Annotated in this window: 28 protein-coding genes; 5 read left to right on the plus strand and 23 right to left on the minus strand. The window is 58.6% G+C overall.

Annotation, left to right across the window (positions count from 1 at the left end):
* Nucleotides 1-268 precede the first annotated feature (268 nt).
* On the minus strand, nucleotides 269-1,036 hold the full coding sequence (locus ACIPL2_RS14400) for a tRNA-uridine aminocarboxypropyltransferase (RefSeq protein WP_401357360.1): 768 nt from the start codon (nucleotides 1,034-1,036) through the stop codon (nucleotides 269-271).
* 153 nt (nucleotides 1,037-1,189) lie between these two features.
* Here ACIPL2_RS14400 and ACIPL2_RS14405 point away from each other — a divergent pair, with 153 nt between their 5' ends.
* Nucleotides 1,190-1,615: a PA3611 family quorum-sensing-regulated virulence factor gene (locus tag ACIPL2_RS14405; protein WP_401357362.1), complete on the plus strand. Its 426-nt coding sequence runs from the start codon at nucleotides 1,190-1,192 to the stop codon at nucleotides 1,613-1,615.
* On the opposite strand, the gene ACIPL2_RS14410 is transcribed toward ACIPL2_RS14405, so the two are convergent.
* Nucleotides 1,616-1,816: a hypothetical protein gene (locus tag ACIPL2_RS14410; RefSeq protein ID WP_401357364.1), complete on the minus strand. Its 201-nt coding sequence runs from the start codon at nucleotides 1,814-1,816 to the stop codon at nucleotides 1,616-1,618.
* Nucleotides 1,817-2,301: 485 nt separating this feature from the next.
* Here ACIPL2_RS14410 and ACIPL2_RS14415 point away from each other — a divergent pair, with 485 nt between their 5' ends.
* Nucleotides 2,302-3,420, plus strand: coding sequence for a TIGR00730 family Rossman fold protein (locus tag ACIPL2_RS14415; RefSeq protein WP_401357366.1), 1,119 nt, complete (start codon nucleotides 2,302-2,304; stop codon nucleotides 3,418-3,420).
* A 43-nt stretch (nucleotides 3,421-3,463) separates the two neighbouring features.
* On the opposite strand, the gene recX is transcribed toward ACIPL2_RS14415, so the two are convergent.
* From recX to ACIPL2_RS14455, 8 genes are all read right to left on the minus strand, one after another.
* On the minus strand, nucleotides 3,464-3,931 hold the full coding sequence (recX, locus tag ACIPL2_RS14420) for a recombination regulator RecX (RefSeq protein WP_140666305.1): 468 nt from the start codon (nucleotides 3,929-3,931) through the stop codon (nucleotides 3,464-3,466).
* A gap of 8 nt (nucleotides 3,932-3,939) precedes the next feature.
* The gene (gene recA / locus ACIPL2_RS14425; protein WP_007907270.1) at nucleotides 3,940-4,992 is read right to left on the minus strand and encodes a recombinase RecA; all 1,053 of its coding nucleotides are present in this window, start codon (nucleotides 4,990-4,992) and stop codon (nucleotides 3,940-3,942) included.
* A gap of 83 nt (nucleotides 4,993-5,075) precedes the next feature.
* On the minus strand, nucleotides 5,076-5,576 hold the full coding sequence (locus ACIPL2_RS14430; protein ID WP_401357369.1) for a CinA family protein: 501 nt from the start codon (nucleotides 5,574-5,576) through the stop codon (nucleotides 5,076-5,078).
* A gap of 189 nt (nucleotides 5,577-5,765) precedes the next feature.
* Entirely contained in the window at nucleotides 5,766-6,329 is a 564-nt protein-coding gene (locus ACIPL2_RS14435) for a glycoside hydrolase family 19 protein (RefSeq protein ID WP_401357487.1), read from the minus strand.
* Nucleotides 6,326-6,892, minus strand: a complete 567-nt coding sequence (locus ACIPL2_RS14440) for a tail fiber assembly protein (RefSeq protein ID WP_401357371.1) — start codon at nucleotides 6,890-6,892, stop codon at nucleotides 6,326-6,328. The genes ACIPL2_RS14435 and ACIPL2_RS14440 overlap by 4 nt, the downstream gene beginning before the upstream one ends.
* A gap of 247 nt (nucleotides 6,893-7,139) precedes the next feature.
* Nucleotides 7,140-7,487, minus strand: a complete 348-nt coding sequence (locus ACIPL2_RS14445) for a phage holin family protein (protein ID WP_401357373.1) — start codon at nucleotides 7,485-7,487, stop codon at nucleotides 7,140-7,142.
* Between the two features lie 38 nt (nucleotides 7,488-7,525).
* Entirely contained in the window at nucleotides 7,526-7,942 is a 417-nt protein-coding gene (locus ACIPL2_RS14450; RefSeq protein WP_401357375.1) for a tail fiber assembly protein, read from the minus strand.
* A 471-nt stretch (nucleotides 7,943-8,413) separates the two neighbouring features.
* Nucleotides 8,414-9,148: a helix-turn-helix transcriptional regulator gene (locus tag ACIPL2_RS14455; protein ID WP_401357489.1), complete on the minus strand. Its 735-nt coding sequence runs from the start codon at nucleotides 9,146-9,148 to the stop codon at nucleotides 8,414-8,416.
* Between the two features lie 199 nt (nucleotides 9,149-9,347).
* On the opposite strand from ACIPL2_RS14455, the gene mutS reads away from it, so the two are divergent.
* Both mutS and fdxA read left to right on the plus strand, forming a co-directional pair.
* Nucleotides 9,348-11,927, plus strand: a complete 2,580-nt coding sequence (gene mutS / locus ACIPL2_RS14460) for a DNA mismatch repair protein MutS (protein WP_401357378.1) — start codon at nucleotides 9,348-9,350, stop codon at nucleotides 11,925-11,927.
* 142 nt (nucleotides 11,928-12,069) lie between these two features.
* Nucleotides 12,070-12,393, plus strand: a complete 324-nt coding sequence (gene fdxA / locus ACIPL2_RS14465) for a ferredoxin FdxA (protein ID WP_054047139.1) — start codon at nucleotides 12,070-12,072, stop codon at nucleotides 12,391-12,393.
* 492 nt (nucleotides 12,394-12,885) lie between these two features.
* On the opposite strand, the gene rpoS is transcribed toward fdxA, so the two are convergent.
* The 8 genes from rpoS to ACIPL2_RS14505 all read right to left on the minus strand — a co-directional run bounded on the left by rpoS (nucleotide 12,886) and on the right by ACIPL2_RS14505 (nucleotide 20,020).
* Nucleotides 12,886-13,893, minus strand: a complete 1,008-nt coding sequence (rpoS, locus tag ACIPL2_RS14470) for an RNA polymerase sigma factor RpoS (protein ID WP_059407844.1) — start codon at nucleotides 13,891-13,893, stop codon at nucleotides 12,886-12,888.
* A gap of 105 nt (nucleotides 13,894-13,998) precedes the next feature.
* Complete coding sequence (locus ACIPL2_RS14475; RefSeq protein WP_401357382.1) at nucleotides 13,999-14,856, minus strand: peptidoglycan DD-metalloendopeptidase family protein; 858 nt, start codon at nucleotides 14,854-14,856, stop codon at nucleotides 13,999-14,001.
* A 211-nt stretch (nucleotides 14,857-15,067) separates the two neighbouring features.
* Nucleotides 15,068-15,703, minus strand: coding sequence for a protein-L-isoaspartate(D-aspartate) O-methyltransferase (locus ACIPL2_RS14480; protein ID WP_177333699.1), 636 nt, complete (start codon nucleotides 15,701-15,703; stop codon nucleotides 15,068-15,070).
* Between the two features lie 41 nt (nucleotides 15,704-15,744).
* Nucleotides 15,745-16,494 (minus strand): 5'/3'-nucleotidase SurE, encoded by a 750-nt coding sequence (gene surE, locus ACIPL2_RS14485; protein WP_401357385.1) that lies wholly within the window; start codon nucleotides 16,492-16,494, stop codon nucleotides 15,745-15,747.
* Nucleotides 16,482-17,540 (minus strand): tRNA pseudouridine(13) synthase TruD, encoded by a 1,059-nt coding sequence (truD, locus tag ACIPL2_RS14490; protein WP_401357387.1) that lies wholly within the window; start codon nucleotides 17,538-17,540, stop codon nucleotides 16,482-16,484. Before truD ends, surE begins: the two co-directional genes overlap by 13 nt.
* Nucleotides 17,537-18,010, minus strand: a complete 474-nt coding sequence (gene ispF / locus ACIPL2_RS14495; protein ID WP_010462780.1) for a 2-C-methyl-D-erythritol 2,4-cyclodiphosphate synthase — start codon at nucleotides 18,008-18,010, stop codon at nucleotides 17,537-17,539. The genes truD and ispF overlap by 4 nt, the downstream gene beginning before the upstream one ends.
* 43 nt (nucleotides 18,011-18,053) lie before the next feature.
* Nucleotides 18,054-18,899, minus strand: a complete 846-nt coding sequence (fghA, locus tag ACIPL2_RS14500) for an S-formylglutathione hydrolase (protein ID WP_401357391.1) — start codon at nucleotides 18,897-18,899, stop codon at nucleotides 18,054-18,056.
* Nucleotides 18,900-18,907: 8 nt separating this feature from the next.
* Complete coding sequence (locus tag ACIPL2_RS14505; protein WP_059407829.1) at nucleotides 18,908-20,020, minus strand: S-(hydroxymethyl)glutathione dehydrogenase/class III alcohol dehydrogenase; 1,113 nt, start codon at nucleotides 20,018-20,020, stop codon at nucleotides 18,908-18,910.
* Nucleotides 20,021-20,126: 106 nt separating this feature from the next.
* Between ACIPL2_RS14505 and ACIPL2_RS14510 the strand changes: the two genes are divergently transcribed.
* Nucleotides 20,127-21,023, plus strand: coding sequence for a LysR substrate-binding domain-containing protein (locus tag ACIPL2_RS14510; RefSeq protein ID WP_401357394.1), 897 nt, complete (start codon nucleotides 20,127-20,129; stop codon nucleotides 21,021-21,023).
* 154 nt (nucleotides 21,024-21,177) lie between these two features.
* On the opposite strand, the gene ispD is transcribed toward ACIPL2_RS14510, so the two are convergent.
* The 5 genes from ispD to ACIPL2_RS14535 all read right to left on the minus strand — a co-directional run.
* Nucleotides 21,178-21,885 carry a 2-C-methyl-D-erythritol 4-phosphate cytidylyltransferase gene (ispD, locus tag ACIPL2_RS14515; RefSeq protein ID WP_401357396.1) on the minus strand — a complete coding sequence of 236 codons (708 nt, stop codon included), beginning with the start codon at nucleotides 21,883-21,885 and terminating at the stop codon, nucleotides 21,178-21,180.
* Nucleotides 21,882-22,160, minus strand: coding sequence for a cell division protein FtsB (ftsB, locus tag ACIPL2_RS14520; protein WP_008028992.1), 279 nt, complete (start codon nucleotides 22,158-22,160; stop codon nucleotides 21,882-21,884). Before ftsB ends, ispD begins: the two co-directional genes overlap by 4 nt.
* A gap of 171 nt (nucleotides 22,161-22,331) precedes the next feature.
* A complete protein-coding gene (gene eno, locus ACIPL2_RS14525; RefSeq protein ID WP_059407824.1) occupies nucleotides 22,332-23,621 on the minus strand; it encodes a phosphopyruvate hydratase in 1,290 nt (429 codons plus the stop codon).
* 148 nt (nucleotides 23,622-23,769) lie between these two features.
* Nucleotides 23,770-24,615, minus strand: a complete 846-nt coding sequence (kdsA, locus tag ACIPL2_RS14530; protein WP_007949350.1) for a 3-deoxy-8-phosphooctulonate synthase — start codon at nucleotides 24,613-24,615, stop codon at nucleotides 23,770-23,772.
* Between the two features lie 5 nt (nucleotides 24,616-24,620).
* Nucleotides 24,621-26,033 (minus strand): CTP synthase (locus ACIPL2_RS14535; RefSeq protein WP_401357400.1); only part of this gene is annotated, 1,413 nt, incomplete at its 5' end.

Consider the following 26,033-nt stretch of genomic DNA (forward strand, 5'->3'; position numbering starts at 1 on the left):
CAATCACGTGAATATTCACGTGAAGAATTCGGCGTATCAAACTGGCCGCGCCCTAATCGGCGCCAAGCATGCCCAGCGAAGCCGGGGTGGTCAAGCAGCTTGGCCAGTCCCGTCCCTTGCAGTATGGGCGACTCTCGGCACATGGCCGGCGCGAATGCCGATCAGCCTAGCCTACGAATCGTTTTTTGTAGGAGCCAGGCTTGCCCGCGAAGGCGTTCTTGAGGACGCCTTCGCCGGCAAGCCTGGCTCCTGCAAGCCCGATGCCTCCTTAACTGACTGGCATTGGGGCAGGGACGGCATTTTGAATGAAGGGCATCAGCTCGGTATGTGCCGGGGTAGAAACGTTCATTTCAAGCTGATGCTTGGCATCGAGGTAATGCTGGCTGAACACGTCGAAATAAGCGTCCAGCGCCGATGCGGCGTCGATGTCACCGGCCAGGTCCAGGCACAAGGCAGCGACTTCGGCCGTGCACAGGTGTTCGCTGCGGGTAGACCGGCGCAATCGGTAGCGAGAGAGTTTTTCGGGGAGCAGGCTGAGGATCGGCAGCGCATCAAAATACGGGCTTTTGCGGAAAATTTTTCTCGCTTCGGTCCAGGTCGCGTCCAGCAGGATGAACAGCGGCCGCTTGGCGCTATCGACCGCGACGCTGTTTGTCACTCGCTCGGGTTCGACGTATTCCCCCGGGAACACCAGGTATGGCTGCCATTGCGGGTCGGATAACAGCGCCAACAGTTGTTGATCGACTTCAGTTCGCGACCAGATGAACGCATGGTTGTCGCGCACCACATCGGCGATCAACCAACCGGTGTTGCTCGGTTTGAACACTTCTTTGTTGGTCATGATCAGGCACACGCCGGAGCGGGTCTCGACCCGCGGGCGCCAGGCGCACAGGCAGTGGCTCTCTATCACACGGCATTCACGGCAACGGGGCGCCCTCCAGCCCCGGGCCTGAATCGGCTTGATGCCCTCCTCCTCTCGCTGATCGCGTAAGCGGGCGACGGCATTGGCAGCAAAGGGTGGCGTTTCAGGGGTCACGAAAAACACTCGGCAGGCAGAAAGTGCCGGCAGTTTATCAGAGCAGCCGGCACAAGCCTGTACCGTCCAGGCCTCCTCCCCTATAATTCGCCGCCACTGAACGCACAGTCATGTGGCTGGTCGAACCACCAGTCACTGAACCAGGAGAGTTTCATGCTGCGCCTTATCGTTCCCACCGCTGCCATTTTGCTGGCGTCGTCTTTCAGCGCTCAGGCTGCGTCCTTGAGTGAGCAGAATCTCAACAGAGAACTGCGAAACGTCGCCACACAAAGCAGTGTTGGCACTCCACGGGCGATCAACGAAGACATCCTTGATCAAGGCTACACCGTCGAAGGCAATACGCTGATCAACCACCTGAGCGTACAAAGCAGCCATGCCAACAAGATGCGTGCCGACCCGAAAGCCGTGTATTTCCAGCTGGGCGCCTCGGTCTGCAACAACCCATCGTTCCGCAAACTGATGGCCAAGGGCGCGGTGATGCGTTACGACTTCACTGAAGTGAAGACCAACCGTTCGGTCGGCTCCGCCAGTTATCAGGAATCGGACTGCCCGAAAGCGGCACCGAGCAAGAAGAAGTAATCACTGGGGATTGGCGCGCCGCTGTTCATCCTCGGCGCGCAGTTCTGCCAATAACGCCTGCAAGTAACGCGAACGCCGCTCGGCACCCTCCAAACGCCGGCAGCACTCCTCTTCGAGACTCAAATGATTGGTCTCGGCTGAAGACTTCAGCAATCGATACAGTTGCGTATCGATCTCTATCTCCAGAATCACTCTGGCCATGGCTCTGGCCTCCTTGCACTTCGCTCGTACTGAGCGAGAAATCCTTCATACCGCTTGTATCGTGCGCCCTGCCTTTGACGCAAAGTTGTCGTGTCACGTCTGTAACTTAGTAAATCAGACTGTCGGGCACTCGGCTTGCCTTCAGACGAGCGGTGAAATCACCTTGCAAATCGTCAATAAGCGGTTGCCAGGAAAGACTTTGCGGCGCAATGATCGATTCAGCGGAAAACCCTGCGAGGGTCTAGATTCATAGTGTTCCCGTTCACTTTTTGCGGGCAGAAAAGGGGCTGCCTGTTGCACGTCCTGTTGTGCGAACGTTTCTTTCATCCAAGGGAAAAAACAGAGCCTGTATGGATGACTCGGTTGCAACCCGAGTCAAGTGGATCGCCCAGGCACGGGCCTGGGCAGACAGCGACACACGAGGTGTCGCGGCGCTGACGACTGCTTTGTCGGGGCCAAGGGTTCTGTGCAGAAGGAGAAGTTGAATGCCTTACCAACCGAATGACCTCCTGAGCCGTCATTTTGAAGAAAGCGGCCACGACCTCACCAGCAAGGTCGAAGAGCAACTCAACCTGGTTTCACCCAACAGCCCGAACATTCCGATCTACCGCGACATGATCCTGACCGTGCTGCGCATGGCCCAGGAAGACCACAACCGCTGGAACGCCAAGATCACCCTGCAAGCCCTGCGTGAACTGGAACATGCCTTCCGGGTACTGGAACAGTTCAAGGGACGACGCAAAGTCACCGTTTTCGGCTCCGCCCGAACACCGATAGAACACCCGTTGTACGGTCTGGCCCGAGAACTCGGCGCCGCACTGGCGCGCTCTGACCTGATGGTCATCACCGGGGCCGGTGGTGGCATCATGGCCGCAGCCCACGAAGGTGCCGGCCTGGCACACAGCCTGGGATTCAACATCACCCTGCCCTTCGAGCAACACGCCAATCCCACCGTGAATGGCACCACCAACCTGCTGCCCTTCCACTTCTTCTTTACCCGCAAGCTGTTCTTCGTCAAGGAAGCCGATGCCCTGGTCCTGTGCCCCGGCGGTTTCGGCACCCTCGATGAAGCGCTGGAAGTGCTGACGCTGATCCAGACCGGTAAAAGCCCATTGGTGCCGGTGGTGCTGTTGGACGCGCCTGGAGGGAAGTTCTGGCAAGGTGCACTGGACTTCATTCATCAGCAACTGGAGGAAAATCGCTACATCCTGCCAACCGACATGAAGCTCGTGAGCCTGGTCTACAGCGCCGAAGAAGCGGTGGAGCAGATCAACCAGTTCTACAGCAACTTCCACTCCAGCCGCTGGCTCAAGCATCAGTTCGTGATTCGGATGAATCACCAGCTCAGCGACCAGGCACTCGAACACATGCAGGAGGCATTTGCCGACCTGTGCCTGAGCGATCATTTCCATCAACACGTCTACAGCGGCGAGGAGCATGACGAACCGCAGTTCAGCCATCTGGCGCGACTGGCCTTCACCTTTAATGCCCGAGACCATGGACGCCTGCGGGAACTGGTGGACTACATCAACCTGCCGGAAAACTGGGCACAGCCCAAACCGCAGGCGCAACAGCGCACGCGGGAACCGTCAAAGGTGACGTGATGCAAAAAAAACGGCCCGCTATCGAAATAGCGAGCCGTTTCATTCAATCGTCCATCCCTCGGCCGCTGAACAAGCGGCTGATCATTTCCATGGAATATCCCCGATAACTCAGGAACCGCCCTTGCTTGGCGCGTTCCCGGGCGTCTATGGGTAAATGCCCGGAGAATTTACGTCGCCAGGTGTCTTCCAGTTGTTCCTGCCAGTTGATCCCGCTCTCGCGTAACGCGAGTTCGATGTCAGTGCGCTGCAGGCCCCGCTGGCCCAACTCTTCGCGAATACGCAAAGGGCCGTAGCCGGAACGGGCACGGTAGGAAACGAAGCTTTCGAGGTACCGGGACTCGGACAGCAGGCCCTCTTCCGTCAAGCGGTCGAGTGCGGTATCGATCATTTCAGGGAGAGCGCCGCGCTGACGCAGTTTACGCGTCAGCTCGACTCGACCGTGCTCGCGCCGTGCGAGCAGGTCCATTGCGGTTCGCCGCACCGCGACGAGTGTATCGAGTACGGCGGTCATCGGATCAATCAGATATCAGCGTCAGCCAGGTCATCAGCAGTCTCTTTGACTGGCGATGCTTTGACGTCCGGCGCTGGAGTCAGCAGCTTGTCACGCAGCTGCTTCTCGAGCTTGGCGGCGATTTCCGGATTGTCTGCCAGGAACTTGGCCGAGTTGGCCTTGCCCTGACCGATCTTGGTGCCTTCATAGGCATACCAGGCGCCGGACTTCTCAACGAAACCGTGCAGAACGCCCAGGTCGATCATCTCGCCGTTGAGGTAGATACCCTTGCCGTAAAGAATCTGGAACTCGGCCTGACGGAACGGCGAAGCCACCTTGTTCTTCACAACCTTGACGCGGGTTTCGCTACCAACGACTTCATCACCTTCTTTCACCGCGCCAGTACGACGGATGTCCAGACGAACCGAGGCATAGAACTTCAGCGCGTTACCACCGGTGGTGGTTTCCGGGCTGCCGAACATCACGCCGATTTTCATACGGATCTGGTTGATGAAGATCACCAGGCAGTTGGCGTTCTTGATGTTACCGGTGATTTTACGCAGCGCCTGGGACATCAGACGGGCTTGCAGGCCCACGTGCATGTCACCCATTTCGCCTTCGATTTCAGCCTTTGGAACCAGAGCGGCTACGGAGTCGACGATGATCACGTCAACCGCGTTGGAACGCACCAGCATGTCGGTGATTTCCAGGGCCTGCTCGCCGGTGTCCGGCTGGGAAACCAGCAGGTCGTCGACGTTGACGCCCAGTTTGCCGGCGTATTCCGGGTCGAGTGCGTGTTCGGCGTCGACGAATGCGCAGGTCGCGCCGGCTTTTTGCGCCTGGGCGATCACCGACAGTGTCAGCGTGGTTTTACCCGAGGATTCAGGACCGTAGATTTCAACGATACGGCCTTTTGGCAGACCGCCAATGCCGAGCGCGATGTCCAGACCCAGAGAGCCCGTGGAGATAGCCGGGATCGCCTGACGGTCCTGATCGCCCATACGCATTACGGCACCCTTGCCGAATTGACGTTCGATCTGACCCAGGGCCGCAGCCAAGGCTTTCTTCTTGTTGTCGTCCATTAAAGTCCTCACGTAATCAATAAGGCCTGACGGCCAACACCTGTATAAGTAGCCAGTATTATTCCACAGCGTTTCAGGATCGCCTACCCCTGATTTGAGATTTCTCCAGCAGCATGCCGCAGCAGCCCCTCTAGCGCGGCCTTCACCGTTTGTCGGCGGACCTCGTCACGGTTACCAGGGAAGTACTGAACCTCGCTGAACACCTGCTCGCCAACGCCCCAGGCCAGCCAAACCGTGCCCACCGGCTTGCTCGGCGAACCGCCATCCGGCCCGGCCACACCGCTGACCGCCACGGCAAACCGCGCCCGGCTTTTTTCCTGGGCACCACGGACCATGGCCTCGACCACCTCGCGACTGACCGCCCCCACCGTTGAAAACAACTCGACTGGGACATTCAATTGCTCGGTTTTCTGACGATTGGAATAGGTGACATAACCGGCCTCGAACCACGCCGAACTGCCCGGAATGCGGGTGATCGCCTCGCTGATCCCGCCGCCGGTACAAGATTCTGCAGCGGTGACGTGGGCATTGAGAACCTGCAAGCGCCTGCCAAGTTCAGCGGCCAGTTGGGTGATTTCTTTCACGGTCATCTCCTGAGCGAGCGGAATGGGACTACCGTACACGAGCGCAGGGCGCTTGCAAGGCGCAGGATCGATCAAAATGTTAGCGAGCGAGCGCTCTGCTGCAAGCTGCACAGATGTGCAGGGTTGCCGAGCTACTGGCCAACACGACCGGTAACACAACATCGGCAAATACCCCATGTAAATCCAGGTTCAGAGCGCCGTCTTGCATAACACTGCCCTCGCCCGCGCCCAGAGTTGCAAACGGTTTTGCAGCCCATCCAAGCCGCCATTGATCCGGCGGGTAATGCTGTTGAACTGGTCGCAATCGGCCAGTTCGTTCAAGCCGTTGTGTTTCCAGAACCAGGCGGCTGACTCGGCAGCCCATTGGGGATGTTCGAGCAGTTCGGGTTGATTCAGCAATCGCTCATCGCCAAACAGCGCCAGGCTGCACTGTCGATAGTTGTCATGACCGGTGATCTGGATCAAGCCACGACCGCGGTATTTTTGACCGTCGCCATCGGGCTCTGGCGTATTGCCCAAACGGGTGGCTAGAGTCCCGGTGTCGTATTTGCTCAAGTATTGGTCACAGCCTAATTCACGCATGTATAGAAGCTGCCCCGATTCGTGACCGACCTGTGCGAGAAAAGCAGCGACGCGTTTGGGGGTGTTTATGTTGTGGTGCACCATGGCAGTGTCGAGGAATGAAATAAAAACGCCCGCTTGAGAGCGGGCGTTCGGCATAATGCTTTGTAACTGTTGTTGCGTAAGGGTCATGGCGCGATGACGGCGTCCGGCGCACTCGGCCAATTGATGATGTACGGGTAGTCGGGCTGCTGATCAATGGCTGCCACGCTCAACACATAGCGTTTCCACTCCGACAAAGTAGCCAGCTGTGTAGACGTTGCTTCATTGAAATCGTCGGCATATTGCAACGGTGCCACACGAATAACGGCTCTGCTTAGTCGTTGATCGCGTTCAATTACAGCTTCTGCGATTTTACCCGCCCGCTCGGCAGCAACATCCAGCACCCAGTCGTCATTCATCCAGAAGTAATACACGCCAGGATAAGGTTTGTCGGTGAGGAAATCTGACAGCGGACCCGGTACATACATGAAAAACAGTTGGCCGTTGTCTTTTCGATAAAACGGCTTGTTTCGCAAGTCAATCAGTTGCTGGGCAGCGCCCTCACGCCAGACCCAAACATACCCCGTTTCGGCTGAGGGCAACGCTTGCGGCAACTCGACCGCGTTATAAGGCAACTCACCACCGGGACCTGGTTGCAGGTCCACTGGACCTTGAAGTTCTTGCGTAAATTGATTCACATAGTAATAAACCATAAATACCTCTATCTAGATGTTAATAAACTCAGACTGATCTGAGCGTTAGTTGCCTTGACACGCACGATTGCGCGGGCGCGCTTCAACACGGCCCGTGTTCTTTTCAAGACGGAAACAGTTAACTCTCTGGCCGATCAAACTTGCTCGGGGCGAGCTTGAGCAAAAGGCACTGGCCTTGGAAACCCGCGTCCTTGCGGGTCGGATGCCGGTCGGCACCACAGTTCGCCACTCCATTGGGCTTTTGGTTTCAGTGATCCTGACGGTTATCTCGTGGCGGCACTTCGCAAACGCCAATTCGCTTGGCTGCCCAGCGCTCATAAAGGCCAATGGCAACGTCGGCCCCGGCCATCGCCGTGAGGCACCCGAATGCGCCAGCCGCCCAGATCGACATGCCGGCGGCGTACAACAGCATGATGGCCGAGACCCCGCAAACCATGCAGGCCCCCGAGCGCAAGGCCAGGCGCCGCAGCAGTGACCAGCCGCGCGCGCCCTCCTTGTCGGCGCGCCACATTTCGCCGGACACCCCACCCACCAGGGCGAGGACGATGACCAGCCAGATCGGCATGTCCAGCAACACCAGTTGCTCGTTTGTCATGTCTCGCCCTCCTGGGTGATTTTGCAATCAAGGCGTGTTTATGGAAGTTCAGGCCAGGTGACTGTCAGTGGGTAGCCGGGTTGTTTGTTAACGTTGCTCATATCGATGAAGAATTGCTTGTACGCCAGCAAACCGGCTTCATCTGCTGGCGTTGCGAGACCCAGTTCAACCTTGTACGGCAACGCGGTGGAAGCCAGGGTGGCGTTGGCCCTGTCGAGCCGTGGAGCTCTTTCGCTTCGCAGTTGGATGGACAACCAGGAGGGCTGCCCCCACGGATCGCTGTCGCTGAAAGTCCAGGCGCCGTCGGTATTAACCGCGTTCCAGGAATAGTCGATCTTGGGCAATGCGGTGACATCTACCCAAACTTGATCGGATGGGAACTCTTCGGTGATCGGGTTGTTCGTTTCGAAGAGGTTGTCGACTTTGCCGCTGACAACACGTGCGTACTTTTTCATGGTCATGTCCTTATATATTTCGATATCTGCCTGCATCAGGTAGGCATTCCAAAAAGCCCGGCGCTTGCCGGGCTTTTCAGTAATGCGGTCCTTCGCGTTGATCTTTCGGCGCTACTGGCGCGGTACGGATCGATTCACATTGTTTTTCCGACCGCGGTCCCTGCCCGCCGGATAACTGCTTCTGGTGCTTTACGCTGCACACCCGGGTCAGTTGCCAACCCTCTGAACCGTTGAGGCCGGTTCATCGCTGCCTTTGTCTGTGGAACTGAAGAGCTTCGTTTCGAGCTGCTTTGTCGAGCGGCTTGAGACAAAGAATATGCATGGATGCATATACAGTCAATGCACAAATGCATTTATTTATGCATCGGTAATGCACTGACGCATGAAAGCCCCGTAAACAACGGTGTTGGCGGTTTTCCACAGGCGAAAAAAAACCCACCGGGTGGCGGGTTTTATCTGACAACGGTGAGGTTAACGGGCGTACATGCCCCACCAAAAGACGTGACCGAGGATGACGATCTGCTCTTCCTGGATTTCCTGGAAGGTGTAGTCCTCGTCCGGATGCTCATCGCGATTGAAGCTGCGCAGGCGAATCCCGGTAGGCAGACGATACAGCTGCTTCACCCGCAACTGGCCGTTGTGGTTGATTGCATAAAGGTCACCGTCAACGATATCGCCGATCCCGCATTTGCCGGCGTTAACTCCCACCGTGGCGCCGTCGCGCAGCACCGGCAACATGCTGTTGCCGCGCACCGTCACACATTTGGCCTGGTCGAATTGCACGCCATTGTGGCGCAAGCTACGTTTGCCGAAGCGCAGGCTAGAGCGCTCGCTCTCTTCGATGACGAACCTTCCTGATCCCGCAGCCAATTCAACCTCGCGCAGAAAGGGGACCGAGACCTCGTCGTCATCGACAGGCGTATCGTCATCCCACAGGCTTATATCCTTGAGTTCCGAATGCACGGCGTCGCGCCCGGTATTGGCGGCGGTCGCGACATCCGCACGGCCTCGCAACTGGTCGGTGCTCACGGCGAAGTACTCGGCGATCTTCGAGATGTGCTTGTCCGAGGGATCGACGATCTTGCCGCTGAGAATGCGCGAGAGTGTGGATTGAGGCACGCCGGTGCGACGGTGAAGCTCCGTGGGGGAGATCCCGTGCTGATCGAGCAGCGCTCTTAAGACAGTAGAAACATTGCGTTTTTGCATAACGCGCATAGTGCTTGATCTTTTTATCCATGACAAATGCTGTTTTGCATAACACGTGCATAAACAGCAGAAACGTCTCGCGCGGCTTTCATGCCTGCGTCGGGTGGACCGGCCATGTTAACCTTGCGCCCATCGCGGAAAAGCCGGGCCAACGTCCCTCCTTTGCCCTACACCTTTCAACGAATTTGCCTGATACCCGATGAATAAAGCACTCTCCGATCTGTCCTCTCACACGCCTATGATGCAGCAGTACTGGCGCCTGAAGAACCAGCACCCTGACCAGCTGATGTTCTATCGCATGGGTGACTTCTACGAGATCTTCTATGAAGACGCGAAGAAGGCCGCCAAGTTGCTGGACATCACCCTGACTGCCCGTGGGCAGTCGGCCGGTCAGGCGATTCCGATGTGTGGGATTCCTTACCACGCCGCGGAAGGCTACCTGGCGAAACTGGTGAAGCTCGGCGAGTCGGTGGTGATCTGCGAGCAGGTCGGCGACCCGGCGACCAGCAAAGGACCGGTAGATCGTCAGGTGGTGCGGATCATCACGCCGGGTACGGTCAGTGATGAAGCCTTGCTGGATGAGCGTCGGGATAACCTGATTGCTGCGGTGCTGGGTGACGAACGCCTGTTCGGCCTGGCCGTGCTGGACATCACCAGTGGCAACTTCACCGTGCTGGAAATCAAGGGTTGGGAAAACCTGCTGGCGGAACTGGAGCGGGTCAATCCGGTGGAGCTGATGATCCCGGACGACTGGCCGAAGGATTTGCCGGCGGAGAAGCGTCGCGGGGTTCGTCGCCGTGCGCCGTGGGATTTCGAGCGCGACTCGGCGCTGAAAAGTCTCTGCCAGCAATTCTCGACCCAGGACCTGAAAGGTTTCGGCTGCGAGAACCTGACCCTGGCCATCGGCGCCGCCGGTTGCCTGCTGAGCTACGCCAAAGAAACCCAGCGCACCGCCCTGCCGCACTTGCGCAGCCTGCGGCATGAACGCCTGGATGACACCGTGGTGCTGGACGGCGCGAGCCGTCGCAACCTGGAACTGGACACCAACCTGGCCGGCGGTCGCGATAACACCCTGCAATCGGTGGTCGACCGTTGCCAGACCGCCATGGGCAGCCGCCTGCTGACCCGTTGGCTGAATCGCCCGCTGCGCGATCTGACAGTATTGCTGGCGCGTCAGACCTCGATCACCTGCCTGCTCGACGGCTACCGTTTCGAAAAACTGCAACCGCAGCTCAAGGAAATCGGTGACATCGAGCGGATTCTGGCGCGGATCGGCCTGCGCAATGCCCGTCCTCGTGACCTCGCTCGCCTGCGCGACGCCCTCGGCGCGCTGCCAGAACTGCAAGTCGCGATGACCGAGCTGGAAGCGCCGCACATCATTCAATTGGCGAACACCACCAGCACCTACCCGGAACTGGCGGCGTTGCTGGAAAAAGCCATCATCGACAACCCGCCCGCGGTCATCCGTGACGGCGGCGTGTTGAAAACCGGTTACGACAGCGAACTCGACGACCTGCAATCGCTCAGCGAAAACGCCGGCCAGTTCCTGATCGACCTCGAAGCGCGCGAGAAGGCCCGCACCGGCCTGTCGCACCTGAAGGTCGGCTACAACCGCATTCACGGTTACTTCATCGAGTTGCCGAGCAAGCAGGCCGAATCGGCACCCGCCGATTACATCCGCCGTCAGACCCTCAAAGGTGCCGAGCGCTTTATTACGCCGGAACTCAAAGCGTTCGAGGACAAGGCGCTGTCGGCGAAGAGCCGCGCCCTGGCCCGCGAGAAAATGCTGTACGAAGCGCTGCTCGAAGACCTGATCGCGCAGTTGCCACCGCTGCAGGACACAGCCGCCGCACTGGCCGAACTGGACGTGCTGAGCAACCTCGCCGAGCGTGCGCTGAACCTCGACCTCAACTGCCCGCGTTTCGTCGACGAGCCGTGCATGCGCATCACCCAGGGTCGTCACCCGGTGGTCGAGCAAGTGCTGACCACGCCGTTCGTGGCCAACGACCTGAACCTCGACGACAATACGCGCATGCTGGTGATCACCGGTCCGAACATGGGCGGTAAATCCACCTACATGCGCCAGACCGCGTTGATTGTGTTGCTGGCGCACATTGGTAGCTTTGTGCCGGCGGCCAGTTGCGAACTGTCGCTGGTGGACCGGATCTTTACCCGGATCGGTTCCAGCGATGACCTGGCGGGCGGGCGCTCGACCTTCATGGTTGAAATGAGCGAGACCGCGAATATTCTGCACAACGCCACCGAGCGCAGCCTGGTACTGATGGACGAAGTCGGACGCGGCACCAGCACCTTCGACGGCCTGTCCCTGGCGTGGGCGGCGGCCGAACGCCTGGCGGCGCTGCGCGCCTACACGCTGTTCGCCACCCACTACTTTGAGCTGACGGTACTGCCGGAAGCCCAGCCGCTGGTGGCCAACGTCCACCTCAACGCCACCGAGCACAACGAGCGCATCGTGTTCCTGCACCACGTGCTGCCGGGGCCTGCCAGCCAGAGCTACGGCTTGGCGGTTGCGCAGCTGGCCGGCGTGCCCACTGAAGTGATCGTGCGCGCCCGTGAGCACCTGGGCCGGCTGGAAGCCACCGCCTTGCCTCATGAAGTGCCAAAGCCGACCAAGGGCAAACCGGCCGCGCCGCAGCAGAGCGACATGTTCGCCAGCCTGCCGCATCCCGTGCTGGATGAACTGGCCAAGCTCGACCTGGATGACCTGACGCCACGCAGGGCTTTGGAAATGCTCTATACATTAAAGACACGGATCTAACGCACTTGCCTGCAAGCTGTTAGAATCTCGCGCGGTTTGGGATGCTGCAGGCTAATAGCCTGGCCTGCAGACTATCGCTCCCGAACCTGGCGACCCCGTCCTGAAGGGGCTCCGCTGCCGCCGCCTGAGGAGAAAAGTAGAAATGACCTTCGTCGTCACCGACAACTGCATCAAGTGCAAGTACACCGACTGCGTAGAAGTCTGTCCGGTGGACTGCTTTTACGAAGGCCCGAACTTCCTGGTGATTCACCCGGATGAGTGCATCGACTGCGCACTGTGCGAACCAGAATGCCCTGCCGTGGCCATCTTCTCTGAAGATGAAGTCCCGGAAGAGATGCAGGAATTCATTCAGCTGAACGTTGAGCTGGCGGAAATCTGGCCGAACATCACCGAGAAGAAAGAATCGATGCCCGATGCCGAAGAGTGGGATGGCGTCAAAGGCAAGATCAAAGACCTCGAACGCTGATTACCCGCGCGCTCCAGGAAAAAGGCCCCACAAGGGCCTTTTTTGTTTTCAAAGATCTTTTGACTTTCCAGCAGGCAAAAAAAAGGGGCGGTTTGACCCGCCCACATTTTTCCCTATTCCCTGTGTTCCTTTTCATCGTCCTGATGAATCGCTTCCTGCGATGTCCATTCCCCTCATCCTTGAAGGGCGTGTCTGTCCGTCGACACAACCCGGATACTAGAGAGTTCCCGGCCGAGAGCAATGGCTCCCCAGCGCAAAAACGGCCTGTCATATGCTGTTAATCTAAAAAAATAAGCATGTTAATCAAATAGATAATTTGTCCGCCGAAAGAACATGGACGACTGCCACCCTGTAAAAATAACGAACACTTACGAAAGAGTAAGCAAAGACTTACAGCGCGAGACTACAAACCCGAGGGATTCACCTCCCAACCTCCAGACAACAAAAAGCCCCGAACCAGTCGAGGCTTTTGTTGCTTACTGGGCGAATGGCTTATTGAAACAGCGACTCGCTCGACAGGCCGTTCTTCTCGAGAATCTCGCGAAGACGCTTCAGGCCCTCCACCTGAATCTGTCTGACCCGTTCCCGGGTCAGGCCAATTTCCAGGCCTACATCTTCAAGCGTGCTGCTCTCGTGACCGCGCAGGCCGAAGCGGCGTACAACCACTTCGCGTTGCTTGTCGGTCAGCTCCGAGAGCCATTGATCGATGCTCTGGGACAGGTCGTCATCCTGCAACAGTTCGCATGGATCGGTGGGACGGTCGTCGGTAAGGGTGTCCAGCAGGGTTTTATCCGAATCCGGACCCAGCGAGACGTCGACCGAAGAAACCCGTTCGTTCAAGCCAAGCATGCGCTTGACCTCACCCACTGGCTTTTCCAGCAGGTTGGCGATTTCTTCGGGTGAAGGTTCATGGTCGAGTTTTTGCGTCAGCTCCCGTGCAGCCCGCAGGTACACGTTAAGCTCTTTGACCACATGGATCGGCAACCGGATGGTCCGGGTCTGATTCATGATTGCGCGCTCGATGGTCTGACGAATCCACCAGGTTGCGTAGGTCGAAAAGCGGAAGCCACGTTCGGGGTCGAACTTCTCTACCGCCCGGATCAGCCCGAGGTTGCCCTCTTCGATCAGGTCCAGCAGCGACAGCCCACGATTGACGTAACGCCGGGCTATTTTCACTACCAGCCGCAGGTTGCTTTCAATCATGCGTTTGCGCCCGGCCGGATCTCCACTTTGCGACAAGCGCGCAAAATGAACTTCTTCTTCGGGGGACAGCAGAGGGGAAAAGCCGATTTCATTGAGGTACAGCTGCGTGGCGTCGAGCGCCCGCGTGTAGTCAATGTACTTGTGTTGTTTCAACGAAGCGGAGTGTTTGGATTTGGCACGAACGGAAGGTGGAGCAGCCCCTTCATCATTCGACATCGAATCCGTGCCGATGCCGGTCTCCATCAGGAGAACCTCATCGTCGATGTCAAACTCCGGCACTTCTTTACTGAGAGCCATTGTTATAGTCCTTTGGTGAGTTCGACCTCAGGCTCAAGCGACGCCTTTATCCTTGGCAACGCTGGAGCCTGTTCCCTCTACGTGACGGAACAGGCTGGTAAGCGATCAACGACGTGGCAGGAATTGCAGCGGATCTACAGGTTTACCTTGGCGGCGAATCTCAAAATGCAGTTTCACCCGGTCTGTACCCGTTGACCCCATTTCGGCAATTGTCTGTCCGACCTTGACCTGCTGCCCCTCCCGAACCAACAGCCTGCGGTTATGTCCGTAGGCACTGACGTAGGTATCGCTGTGTTTGATGATGACTAATTCGCCGTAGCCCCTTAAGCCACTCCCGGCGTATACCACCGTCCCATCAGACGCAGCTAAAACAGGCTGTCCCAAATCCCCGGCGATATCAATTCCTTTATTCAAACTGCCGTTTGAAGAGAATTTACCAATGAGAATGCCATTAGAAGGCCACCCCCAGCCGGTCGGGGCCGGGCCTGCCGGAGGCATCGGAGCGGGTGCTGGCTTGTTGGCGACGGACGGTGCAACCACCGTTGTACTCGTGGTAGCGCCATTTGGCTGGCGTCGAATTACCGTGGTTTTCAGCGACGATGAAGGCGTTGAATCTGGCACTGTGGCCACGGTCGTCGGCGTTGAACCGGTGCGACCATCAAAGCGAATCGTCTGACCCGGATGTATCGTGTAAGGCGTAGGAATGTTGTTCCGTGCGGCGAGGGCTTTGTAGTCCCAGCCGTAGCGAAAGGCGATCGAGAACAAGGTGTCTTTCGGCCGAACGACGTACTGACCCGTGGTCACTGCCGGACGTTGGGCGACGGCATTGTTGCGATCGACGACGCGCACGTCGCTCGATTTGTTACTGGAACAACCGACCAGCAAGGTGCTCAAGACAAGGCCAGTCACCAGGCGCTGAAAGCTCGTTATACCTATTCGCTGCGCAATGACTGTGAGACTCACCCGCCGCTCCCTTTGTGGTGGCTGAAAATGTGGATTGCCGAGTTCCGGCAAGAAATAACGCCAGTATAACGGGCCGTACAGGCTTTACCTTTAATGCAGCGAAATGGCTTCGCGCACACGTTTGCTGCCTGACGATAAATCCCGTTTAACTGATCGATGCCGCTGTAAGACAGGGGCAATCGAAGAGAATTCAGCGCGTTGAAACAAATGCTCAGGCCAGTGGCCCATTGAGCAATGGCACGAAGCGCACACTCCCCAGGACACGCCTGGAAAAGCCTTGCTCCTCGCGAATGATCAGCATCAATTGTTGCACTTCGCCAGACCCGACCGGAATCACCAGCCTGCCTCCCGGCGCCAATTGATCAAGCAACGCCTGAGGCACGTCGGTGGCCACCGCGGTCACGATAATGCCGTTGTACGGTGCCAATGCCGGCCAGCCTTCCCAACCATCGCCCCAGCGGAACACCACGTTACGCAGGTTCAACTCGACCAGGCGTTCCTTGGCCCGATCCTGCAAAACCTTGATGCGCTCCACGGAAAAGACGCGCTCGACCAATTGCGACAGCACGGCGGTCTGGTAGCCAGAGCCGGTGCCGATCTCCATGACCTTGTCCAGAGGACCGGCCTCCAGCAGCAACTCGCTCATGCGAGCAACCATATAAGGCTGGGAGATGGTCTGGTTGTTGCCGATCGGCAGCGCCGTGTCTTCGTAGGCGCGGTGAGCCAGCGCCTCGTCGACGAACAGGTGACGCGGTGTCCGGCGGATGACTTCCAGCACCTTGGCGTTGGAAATCCCCTCTTCATACAGGCGCTGAATGAGGCGCTCGCGGGTCCGTTGAGAGGTCATCCCGATGCCGCGACGCAGCATATCGTCTTGTTCACGAGCCATTAGCGCAGCCCCTCCAGCCAGCCATCGAGACTTCTGAAGGCATCATTGAAGGTGCGATCCAGTTGTAGTGGAGTGATTGAAACATAGCCCTGCATCACCGCATGGAAATCGGTACCCGGGCCACCGTCTTCGGCGTCCCCCGCGGCCGCAATCCAGTAACCGGATTTGCCGCGCGGATCGACGATTTTCATCGGTGCCGCGGCGCGGGCGCGATGCCCGAGGCGGGTCAGCTGGATGCCACGGATATGGTCCAGCGGCAAATTGGGAATGTTCACGTTCAATACCGTGCGCGGTGGGAGCTCAAGGTCAGCATGGGCTTCGACCAGTTTGCGCGCAAAGTAAGCGGCCGAGGGAAGGTTCTCTACTTGTCGTGAGACCAACGAAAAGGCGAACGAAGGACGCGCCAGGAAACGCCCTTCAAGGGCCGCTGCCACGGTGCCGGAATACAGCACATCGTCCCCCAGGTTGGCGCCCAGGTTAATCCCGGAAACCACCATGTCCGGTTCGCGTTCCAGCAAACCGTTGAGGCCCAGGTGCACGCAATCGGTCGGTGTGCCATTGAGGCTGATAAAGCCGTTGGCCAACGTTTGCGGGTGCAACGGACGGTCGAGCGTCAGCGAGCTGCTGGCGCCGCTTTTGTCCTGGTCCGGGGCGATAACCACGCACTCGGTGTAATCCGCCAACGCAGCATAAAGCGCGGCGAGACCGGGTGCGGTTACCCCATCGTCGTTAGAAATCAGAATACGCATGGGCTGTCCGTCTGCCCCACCGGCACCAGATCGACAAGTTCGCGCACTAATACAGTGGCGAAGCATCCGGCCGGGAGGACGAATTCCAGTTGCAGAATGTCAGGCTCGGGATAATGCCACGTCAACCCACCAATGGGCAGCCGCAGGATGCGACGTTCGTGGCTCATACCGGCGTTAACCAACCAATCGCGAAGGTCTGCTTCGCGAGCGGCGATTGCCTGCTCCAGTTCATGGACAGCGCCCGTGGCCGGCGAGTCACCTTCGCCCCACTGCGGGCCGGTCGGATGCAGGTCGAGAATCGCCAGGCGCGGGTCGCTGCACTCGGCTTCGCCGGCCGGAAAAAAACTGCGGCTGTCAGTGAAGGCCAGCAAATCACCGACCTGGGCATGCTGCCAGCTGCCATCCGCCACACGCGCCGCCAACACTTGGTTAAACAGGAAACTGCGGGCGGTGGAGAGCAGCCGCGAACGCACGTTGCGCTGCTCCGGCAGAGCCTTGCGCGCCGCCCATGCACGAGCATCGACCACGTTGCCGCCGTCAAACCCGAAACGCTGGGCGCCAAAATAATTGGGGATACCTTGCTTGGCGATCAGTTGCAGACGCGCTTCGATCGCCGCTTTGTCGCCCGCGAACTGGGTCAGGCGCAACGTGAATCCGTTGGCCGAGTGGGCACCGCGTTGCAGCTTGCGTTTATGCCGGCCGGTCTTGAGGACTTTCAGCGTTTCGTTTTCTGCCGCCGACAGATCAGGATCCGCCTTGCCCGGCAGTTGTACGCTGAACCACTGGCGCGTCAGCGCCTGACGATCCTTGAGGCCTGCGTAACTCACCGTGCGCAATGGTACGCCCGCCGCCTTGGCGATTCGCCGTGCCGCTTCCTCGGTATTCAGGCCGCGTTTTTCCACCCAGATCCACAGGTGTTCGCCATCTCCGCTGAGGGGAATATCGAGGACTTCATCGACCTGGAAATCTTCCGCCACCGCTTTGAGTGCTGCAGTGCCGAGGGCTTCACCATAGGCCCGCGGGCCGAGCAATTGCAGTTCGTTCATGCGCGCAGCAACAAGGCAACGGAATGCACGGCGATGCCTTCTTCGCGACCGACAAAGCCGAGCTTTTCGGTGGTGGTAGCTTTCACGTTCACTTGATCCAACTCAACTTGAAGATCCGCGGCAATCAGCGCGCGCATCGATTCGATATGCGGGGCCATTTTCGGCGCCTGGGCGACGATGGTGTTATCGACGTTGCCGACCTTCCAGCCTTTGGCATGGATCAGTGCAACGACGTGACGCAACAGCACACGGCTGTCGGCGCCCTTGAAGGTTGGGTCAGTGTCCGGGAAGTGCTTGCCGATATCACCCAACGCGGCAGCGCCGAGCAAGGCATCGCTCAAGGCGTGCAGCAGGACGTCACCGTCGGAGTGGGCGAGCAGTCCGAAGCCGTGTGCAATCCGCACGCCGCCCAGAGTAATGAAATCGCCTTCAGCGAAACGGTGCACATCATAGCCGTGGCCAATACGCATAAAAAAACGCCCCGATTTTTGTCAGGGCGTGATTCTACCTGCATTAGAGGCCTAGAGCGCGTCCGTGATGTTGCAAGTGGTCGCTGATGAAGCTGGCGATGAAGAAATAGCTGTGATCGTAGCCCGGTTGCAGGCGCAACGTTAGCGGATGAGCTGCCAGTTTGGCCGCCTGCTGCAAGGCTTCAGGCTTGAGCTGTGTGGCAAGGAAATCGTCACGATCGCCTTGATCGACCAGTAGCGGTAGCTTCTCGTCTGCCTCTGCGATCAGGGCACAAGCATCCCACTCACGCCATTTCGAGCGGTCCTCACCCAAGTAGCGGGAGAAGGCTTTCTGGCCCCAAGGGCAATCCATTGGGTTGTTGATCGGCGAGAACGCCGATACCGACAGATAACGTCCCGGATTGCGCAGCGCGCAGACCAATGCACCGTGGCCGCCCATGGAGTGGCCGCTGATGCCGCGCTTGTCCGAAGCCGGGAAATGCGCTTCAACCAATGCCGGCAATTCCTGCACGACATAGTCATGCATCCGATAGTGCCTGGACCACGGTTCCTGCGTGGCATTCAGATAGAAACCGGCACCGAGACCGAAGTCCCAGGCGCCATCGGGATCACCCGGCACATCGGGACCGCGCGGGCTGGTGTCCGGCGCGACGATGATCAACCCCAGCTCGGCGGCCATGCGCATGGCGCCGGCCTTTTGCATGAAGTTTTCGTCAGTGCAGGTCAGGCCGGACAGCCAGTACAGCACTGGCAGTTTGCCGCCCTGCTCCGCTTGCGGCGGCAAGTACACGGCAAACACCATGTCGCAGCCGAGCACATCGGAGCGATGGCGATAGCGTTTGTGCCAGCCGCCGAAGCTTTTCTGGCAGGAGATATTTTCCAGGCTCATGACCGACCTCAGAAATGGATGACGGAACGGATGCTTTTTCCTTCATGCATCAGGTCGAATGCCTTGTTGATATCTTCCAGGCCCATGGTGTGGGTGATGAACGTATCCAGCGGGATTTCGCCGGTCTGGGCCATTTCGACGTAGCTCGGCAACTCGGTACGGCCGCGCACACCGCCGAACGCCGAACCGCGCCAGACGCGACCGGTCACCAACTGGAACGGACGGGTGGAAATTTCCTGGCCCGCGCCGGCAACACCGATGATCACCGATTCGCCCCAACCCTTGTGGCAGCACTCAAGTGCAGCGCGCATCAATTGCACGTTGCCGATGCACTCGAAGGAAAAGTCGACGCCGCCATCGGTCATGTCGACGATGACTTCCTGGATCGGACGATCGAAATCTTTAGGGTTCACACAGTCGGTTGCACCCAGTTGCTTGGCGATCTCGAATTTGGCCGGATTGATGTCGATGGCGATGATGCGACCGGCCTTGGCTTTCACCGCGCCGATGACGGCTGACAGACCGATACCGCCGAGGCCGAAAATGGCCACGGTATCACCGGGTTTCACCTTGGCCGTGTTGATGACCGCGCCGATGCCGGTGGTGACACCGCAACCCAACAGGCAGACTTTTTCCAGCGGCGCTTCTTTCGGGATCTTGGCGACGGAGATTTCCGGCAACACGGTGTACTCGGAAAACGTCGAGGTCCCCATGTAGTGGAAAATGGGTTGGCCCTTGTAGGAAAAGCGCGAAGTGCCGTCTGGCATCAGGCCTTTACCCTGAGTCGCACGAATGGCCTGACACAGGTTGGTTTTGCCCGACAGGCAGAACTTGCACTTGCCGCATTCCGGGGTGTACAGCGGGATCACATGGTCACCGACTGCAACGGACGTCACGCCCTCGCCGATGGCTTCAACCACCGCGCCACCTTCGTGACCGAGGATCGACGGGAAGATGCCTTCCGGGTCAGCACCGGACAAGGTGTAGGCATCGGTATGGCAAACACCGGAAGCCACCACTCGCAACAACACTTCACCGGCCTTGGGCATGGCCACATCGACTTCAACGATTTCGAGGGGTTTCTTGGCCTCGAAGGCAACGGCGGCGCGCGACTTGATCATGCTGATTCTCCAGTGAATAAAAACGAGACAATGAGTGTAATACACAGCTGTACGATGAATAATCGGGACAAATGCAAAATATTATTGCTGCACAGGGATAATCTTCATGTCCGATAACCGCTGGGAAGGCATCGACGAATTCGTCGCCGTGGCCGAGTGCAGTCAATTCACCGCGGCCGCCGAGCGACTGGGGGTTTCGTCCTCCCATGTCAGTCGACAAATCGTACGCCTGGAAGAGCGCCTGCAAACCCGCCTGCTCTATCGCAGTACCCGTCGGGTCACGCTGACCGAGGCCGGGCAAACGTTTCTGCAGCATTGCCAACGGTTGCAGGACGGGCGCGAAGAAGCGCTGCGAGCGGTCAGCGACCTGACCAGCGAGCCGAAAGGCATGCTGCGCATGACCTGCGCCGTGGCCTATGGCGAGCGCTTTATCGTGCCGCTGGTGACGCGCTTCATGGGGCTCTATCCGCAACTGCGAATCGACATTGAACTGAGCAACCGCCCACTCGACCTGGTGCATGAGGGCCTGGACCTGGCGATCCGCCTGGGCCGCCTGCAAGATTCGCGCTTGGTGGCGACACGCCTGGCGCCACGGCGCATGTACCTGTGCGCATCGCCGTCCTACGTGGAACGCTACGGTCGCCCACACAGCTTGTCGGAACTGAGCCGCCACAATTGCCTGATTGGCAGCTCGGACATGTGGCAACTGGAACAGAACGGGCGAGAGTTTTCCCAGCGGGTACAGGGAAACTGGCGCTGCAACAGTGGGCAAGCGGTACTGGATGCAGCGCTGCAAGGGGTTGGGCTGTGTCAGTTACCGGATTACTACGTGTTGGAGCATTTGAACAGCGGTGCGTTGATTTCGCTGTTGGAAGCCCATCAACCACCGAACACGGCTGTTTGGGCGCTGTATCCACAGCAGCGGCATTTGTCGCCGAAGGTGCGAAAACTGGTGGATTACTTGAAGGAAGGGTTGGCGCAAAGGCCAGAATATAGGGGTTAGATCTGCCAATATATTCAGCGATAGCTGTGCTGACTGAACCACCGTTTTCGCGAGCAAGCCCGCTCCCACATTCGACTGCATTCTTGCTGGAGGTACTCGGTTAAATGTGGGAGCGGGCTTGCTCGCGAAAGCAATCTGACAAACACCACAGCAGTCAGCGTCGGTTAGCCCAACGCTGCCGCAACCACTCCAAGTCTTCAGGACGAGTGACTTTTATGTTGTCGGATCGCCCCTCAATCAAGCGCGGCGACTGACCAGACCACTCCATCGCCGAGGCCTCATCGGTGATGACAACGTCAGCCACCAGGCTGTCGGCCAACGCCCGATGCAACGCACCGAGGCGAAACATCTGTGGCGTATAAGCCTGCCAGATCACACTGCGGTCCACGGTTTCGACGACACGACCCTGCTTGTCGATGCGCTTGAGGGTATCGCGTGCGGGAACTGCCAGCAGACCGCCAACCGGGTCATCCGCCAATTCACTGAGCAACTTGTCCAGATCATCACGGCTCAGGTTCGGCCGCGCGGCGTCGTGGACCAACACCCAATCCTCATCATCGGCGCCTTGCGCATGCAAATGCAGCAACGCATTGAGCACCGACCCGGAACGCTCGTCGGCGCCGTCAACGCGCTGAATACGCGAATCGCCAGCACACGCCAGGTTCGGCCAATAAGGATCATCGACAGCCAGACTGACCACCAACCCCTTCAGGGCAGGATGATCAAGGAAACAGCCGAGGCTGTGTTCGAGAATAGTGCGCCCGCCCAGTTGCAAGTATTGCTTGGGACGGTCCGCGGCCATACGGGCACCGACGCCCGCGGCAGGAATCACGGCCCAGAAGGCCGGTAACGACTGGATCATTGAGCCAACTGGTAAAGGGTTTCACCGTCCTTGACCATGCCCAACTCATGACGAGCCCGCTCTTCAACGGTCTCCATGCCTTTTTTCAACTCACTGACTTCGGCGTCCATGACCCGATTGCGTTCCAGCAACCCTTCGTTCTCGGCGTGTTGATCCGCGATCTGCTGAGTCAGCTCGGCCACTTGCGCCAGACTGCCATTACCCACCCACAGGCGGTACTGCAGGCCAGCCAGCAGCAGGAGCAAAACGAGGAACAACCAATTGGGACTGCGCATCGAATATCGGGTATCCAGTGAAAAAAACAGCCAAGCCAAAACATGAAGCGTCTGATAGCACGAAGCCTGGAAGAACCAGGCTTGTGCACTTAAGGCATCAGATTAGTGGCAAAACCGTCGCTGTTGCGATTTTTCCGACACAATCCTTTGTCTTTTTATCGCTGTACTCAATCAGCCGCGGAATTCGCTGCGACCGTTGTACTTGGCTTTGCCATTCAACTGCTCTTCGATACGCAGCAGTTGGTTGTACTTGGAAACGCGATCGGAACGGCACAGGGAGCCGGTCTTGATCTGGCCAGCCGAGGTGCCCACGGCCAGGTCGGCAATGGTCGAATCTTCGGTTTCGCCGGAGCGGTGCGAGATCACGGCGGTGTAACCAGCGGCTTTGGCCATCTGGATGGCTTCCAGGGTTTCGGTCAGGGTGCCGATCTGGTTGAACTTGATCAGGATCGAGTTGGCGATCTTTTTATCGATGCCTTCTTTCAGGATCTTGGTGTTGGTCACGAACAGGTCGTCGCCGACCAGTTGGACTTTCTCGCCGATCTTGTCGGTGAGGATTTTCCAGCCAGCCCAGTCGGACTCGTCCAGACCGTCTTCGATCGAGATGATCGGGTAACGCTCGGTCAGACCTTTCAGGTAGTCGGCGAAACCTTCAGCGGTGAACACCTGGCCTTCGCCGGACAGGTTGTACTTGCCGTCTTCGTAGAACTCGCTGGCCGCGCAGTCCAGCGCCAGGGTCACGTCGGTGCCCAGGGTGTAACCGGCGTTGGCCACGGCTTCGGAGATCACTTTCAACGCGTCTTCGTTGGAAGCCAGGTTCGGTGCGAAACCACCTTCGTCACCCACGGCAGTGCTCAAGCCACGGGCCTTCAGCACAGCTTTGAGGTGATGGAAAATCTCGGTGCCCATGCGCAGGCCTTCCGAGAAAGACTTGGCGCCAACCGGCTGCACCATGAATTCCTGGATGTCGACGTTGTTATCGGCGTGCTCGCCACCGTTGATGATGTTCATCATCGGAACCGGCATCGAGTAAACACCCGGAGTGCCGTTCAGGTTGGCGATGTGAGCGTACAGCGGCAGGTCCTGGTCCTGTGCTGCTGCCTTGGCCGCAGCCAGGGAAACGGCGAGGATCGCGTTGGCGCCCAGGGAACCTTTGTTTTCAGTGCCGTCGAGCTTGATCATCGCGTGATCCAGCGCTTTCTGGTCGCTTGGGTCAGTGCCTTTCAACAGGTCGCGGATCGGACCATTGATGTTGGCGACGGCTTTCAGAACGCCCTTGCCCAGGTAACGGCTCTTGTCGCCATCACGCAGCTCGAGCGCTTCACGCGAGCCAGTGGAAGCACCGGACGGCGCGCAAGCACTGCCGATGATGCCGTTATCGAGAAGCACGTCCGCTTCCACGGTGGGGTTGCCACGGGAGTCGAGAACTTCACGACCTTTGATGTCGACGATTTTTGCCATTGTTGTAAACACTCCAAAGTTGACGAAAACGCTCGTACTGATCGATTTATAACTTGTGGGTCACATTGTTACATAAGACCGGCTCGCTGGCGGCGCTCTCTCGGGCGCCATCGCGAGCAAGCTCGGCTCCTACCCGGAGAAACGAGGATTACGCGGTTTCTACCGTCGGAAAACTCTTCACCAGTTCGTCCAACGCTTTGAGCTGGGCCAGGAATGGCTCCAGTTTGTCCAGACGCAAGGCGCATGGGCCGTCGCATTTGGCGTTGTCCGGGTCCGGGTGGGCTTCGAGGAACAGACCGGCCAGGGACTGGCTCATGCCGGCCTTGGCCAGGTCGGTCACCTGGGCGCGACGACCACCGGCGGAATCGGAGCGACCGCCAGGCATTTGCAGCGCGTGGGTCACGTCGAAGAACACCGGGTATTCGAACTGCTTCATGATGCCGAAGCCGAGCATGTCGACGACCAGGTTGTTGTAGCCGAAGCTCGAACCACGCTCGCAGAGGATCAACTGATCGTTACCCGCTTCCACGCATTTGCTCAGGATGTGTTTCATCTCATGTGGTGCGAGGAACTGGGCTTTCTTGATGTTGATCACCGCGCCGGTCTTGGCCATCGCGACCACAAGGTCGGTCTGGCGCGACAGGAAGGCCGGCAACTGGATGATGTCGCAGACTTCAGCGACGACCGCGGCCTGATCAGGCTCGTGGACATCGGTGATGATCGGCACGCCGAAGGCTTGCTTGATGTCCTGGAAAATCCGCATGCCCTCTTCCAGGCCGGGGCCCCGGTAAGAGGTCACGGAGGAACGGTTGGCCTTGTCGAAGCTGGCCTTGAACACGTAAGGGATACCGAGTTTCTCGGTCACCTTGACGTATTCTTCGCAGACCTGCATCGCCATGTCGCGGCTTTCCAGTACGTTCATGCCACCGAACAGCACCATGGGCTTGTCGTTGGCAATCTCGATGTCGCCTACACGGATGATCTTCTGCGCCATTGGAATTACGCCTTCTTCTGGTGTTGAACCAAAGCTGCTTTGACGAAACCGCTGAACAACGGGTGACCGTCGCGGGGTGTCGACGTGAACTCAGGGTGGAACTGGCAAGCGACGAACCATGGATGATCCGGGGCTTCAACCACTTCGACCAGCGCGCCATCACCGGAGCGACCGGAGATTTTCAGGCCGGCTTCCATGATTTGCGGCAGCAGGTTGTTGTTCACTTCGTAGCGATGACGGTGACGCTCGACGATCACGTCCTTGGCGTAGCAATCGTGCACCAGGGAACCTGGCTCAAGCAGGCAATCCTGGGCGCCGAGGCGCATGGTGCCGCCCAGATCGGACGATTCGGTGCGGGTTTCGACGGCGCCGGTGGCATCTTCCCACTCGGTGATCAGACCCACGACCGGGTGGCCGCTGGCACGATCGAACTCGGTGGAGTTGGCGTCTTTCCAGCCCAGCACGTTACGAGCGAACTCGATCACGGCCACTTGCATGCCCAGGCAGATGCCGAGGTACGGAACCTTGTTTTCGCGAGCGTATTGAACGGCGGTGATCTTGCCTTCCACGCCGCGCAGACCGAAGCCGCCCGGTACGAGGATCGCGTCGACACCTTCCAGCAGCGCGGTGCCCTGGTTTTCGATGTCTTCGGAATCGATGTAGCGCAGGTTGACCTTGGTGCGGTTGCTGATGCCGGCGTGACTCATCGCTTCGATCAGCGACTTGTAGGCGTCCAGCAGTTCCATGTACTTGCCGACCATGGCGATGGTGACTTCGTGCTCGGGGTTGAGCTTGGCGTCGACCACAGCTTCCCACTCGGACAGATCGGCACCGCCGCATTGCAGGCCAAAACGCTCGACAACGAAATCATCCAGGCCCTGGGAGTGCAGGATGCCCGGGATCTTGTAGATGGTGTCGGCGTCTTCCAGCGCGATCACCGCACGTTCTTCAACGTTGGTGAACTGGGCGATCTTGCGACGCGAAGAAATGTCGATCGGGTGATCGGAGCGGCACACCAGCACGTCAGGTTGCAGGCCGATGGAACGCAGTTCCTTGACCGAGTGCTGGGTAGGCTTGGTTTTGGTTTCGCCGGCCGTGGCGATGTACGGCACCAGTGTCAGGTGCATCAGCATCGCGCGCTTGGCACCGACTTCGAAACGCAATTGACGAATGGCTTCGAGGAACGGTTGCGATTCGATGTCACCCACGGTGCCACCGATCTCGACCATGGCCACGTCGGCATCGCCGGCGCCCTTGATGATCCGGCGCTTGATTTCGTCGGTGATGTGCGGGATCACCTGAATGGTGGCACCCAGGTAATCACCACGGCGCTCTTTACGCAGGACGTGTTCGTAGACACGGCCGGTGGTGAAGTTGTTGTTCTGGGTCATGGTCGTGCGGATGAACCGCTCGTAGTG

The organism is Pseudomonas sp. NPDC086251, assembly GCF_044746405.1.
GTDB lineage: Bacteria > Pseudomonadota > Gammaproteobacteria > Pseudomonadales > Pseudomonadaceae > Aquipseudomonas.

Coding starts and splice junctions, on each gene's coding strand:
- ACIPL2_RS14405 (WP_401357362.1), top strand. CDS start 1,190: ATGCTGCGCCTTATCGTTCCCACCGCTGCCATTTTGCTGGCGTCGTCT.
- ACIPL2_RS14410 (WP_401357364.1), bottom strand. CDS start 1,816: ATGGCCAGAGTGATTCTGGAGATAGAGATCGATACGCAACTGTATCGA.
- ACIPL2_RS14415 (WP_401357366.1), top strand. CDS start 2,302: ATGCCTTACCAACCGAATGACCTCCTGAGCCGTCATTTTGAAGAAAGC.
- recX (WP_140666305.1), bottom strand. CDS start 3,931: ATGACCGCCGTACTCGATACACTCGTCGCGGTGCGGCGAACCGCAATG.
- recA (WP_007907270.1), bottom strand. CDS start 4,992: ATGGACGACAACAAGAAGAAAGCCTTGGCTGCGGCCCTGGGTCAGATC.
- ACIPL2_RS14435 (WP_401357487.1), bottom strand. CDS start 6,329: ATGACCCTTACGCAACAACAGTTACAAAGCATTATGCCGAACGCCCGC.
- ACIPL2_RS14440 (WP_401357371.1), bottom strand. CDS start 6,892: ATGGTTTATTACTATGTGAATCAATTTACGCAAGAACTTCAAGGTCCA.
- ACIPL2_RS14445 (WP_401357373.1), bottom strand. CDS start 7,487: ATGACAAACGAGCAACTGGTGTTGCTGGACATGCCGATCTGGCTGGTC.
- ACIPL2_RS14450 (WP_401357375.1), bottom strand. CDS start 7,942: ATGAAAAAGTACGCACGTGTTGTCAGCGGCAAAGTCGACAACCTCTTC.
- ACIPL2_RS14455 (WP_401357489.1), bottom strand. CDS start 9,148: ATGCAAAAACGCAATGTTTCTACTGTCTTAAGAGCGCTGCTCGATCAG.
- mutS (WP_401357378.1), top strand. CDS start 9,348: ATGAATAAAGCACTCTCCGATCTGTCCTCTCACACGCCTATGATGCAG.
- fdxA (WP_054047139.1), top strand. CDS start 12,070: ATGACCTTCGTCGTCACCGACAACTGCATCAAGTGCAAGTACACCGAC.
- rpoS (WP_059407844.1), bottom strand. CDS start 13,893: ATGGCTCTCAGTAAAGAAGTGCCGGAGTTTGACATCGACGATGAGGTT.
- ACIPL2_RS14480 (WP_177333699.1), bottom strand. CDS start 15,703: ATGACCTCTCAACGGACCCGCGAGCGCCTCATTCAGCGCCTGTATGAA.
- surE (WP_401357385.1), bottom strand. CDS start 16,494: ATGCGTATTCTGATTTCTAACGACGATGGGGTAACCGCACCCGGTCTC.
- truD (WP_401357387.1), bottom strand. CDS start 17,540: ATGAACGAACTGCAATTGCTCGGCCCGCGGGCCTATGGTGAAGCCCTC.
- ispF (WP_010462780.1), bottom strand. CDS start 18,010: ATGCGTATTGGCCACGGCTATGATGTGCACCGTTTCGCTGAAGGCGAT.
- fghA (WP_401357391.1), bottom strand. CDS start 18,899: ATGAGCCTGGAAAATATCTCCTGCCAGAAAAGCTTCGGCGGCTGGCAC.
- ACIPL2_RS14505 (WP_059407829.1), bottom strand. CDS start 20,020: ATGATCAAGTCGCGCGCCGCCGTTGCCTTCGAGGCCAAGAAACCCCTC.
- ACIPL2_RS14510 (WP_401357394.1), top strand. CDS start 20,127: ATGTCCGATAACCGCTGGGAAGGCATCGACGAATTCGTCGCCGTGGCC.
- ispD (WP_401357396.1), bottom strand. CDS start 21,885: ATGATCCAGTCGTTACCGGCCTTCTGGGCCGTGATTCCTGCCGCGGGC.
- ftsB (WP_008028992.1), bottom strand. CDS start 22,160: ATGCGCAGTCCCAATTGGTTGTTCCTCGTTTTGCTCCTGCTGCTGGCT.
- eno (WP_059407824.1), bottom strand. CDS start 23,621: ATGGCAAAAATCGTCGACATCAAAGGTCGTGAAGTTCTCGACTCCCGT.
- kdsA (WP_007949350.1), bottom strand. CDS start 24,615: ATGGCGCAGAAGATCATCCGTGTAGGCGACATCGAGATTGCCAACGAC.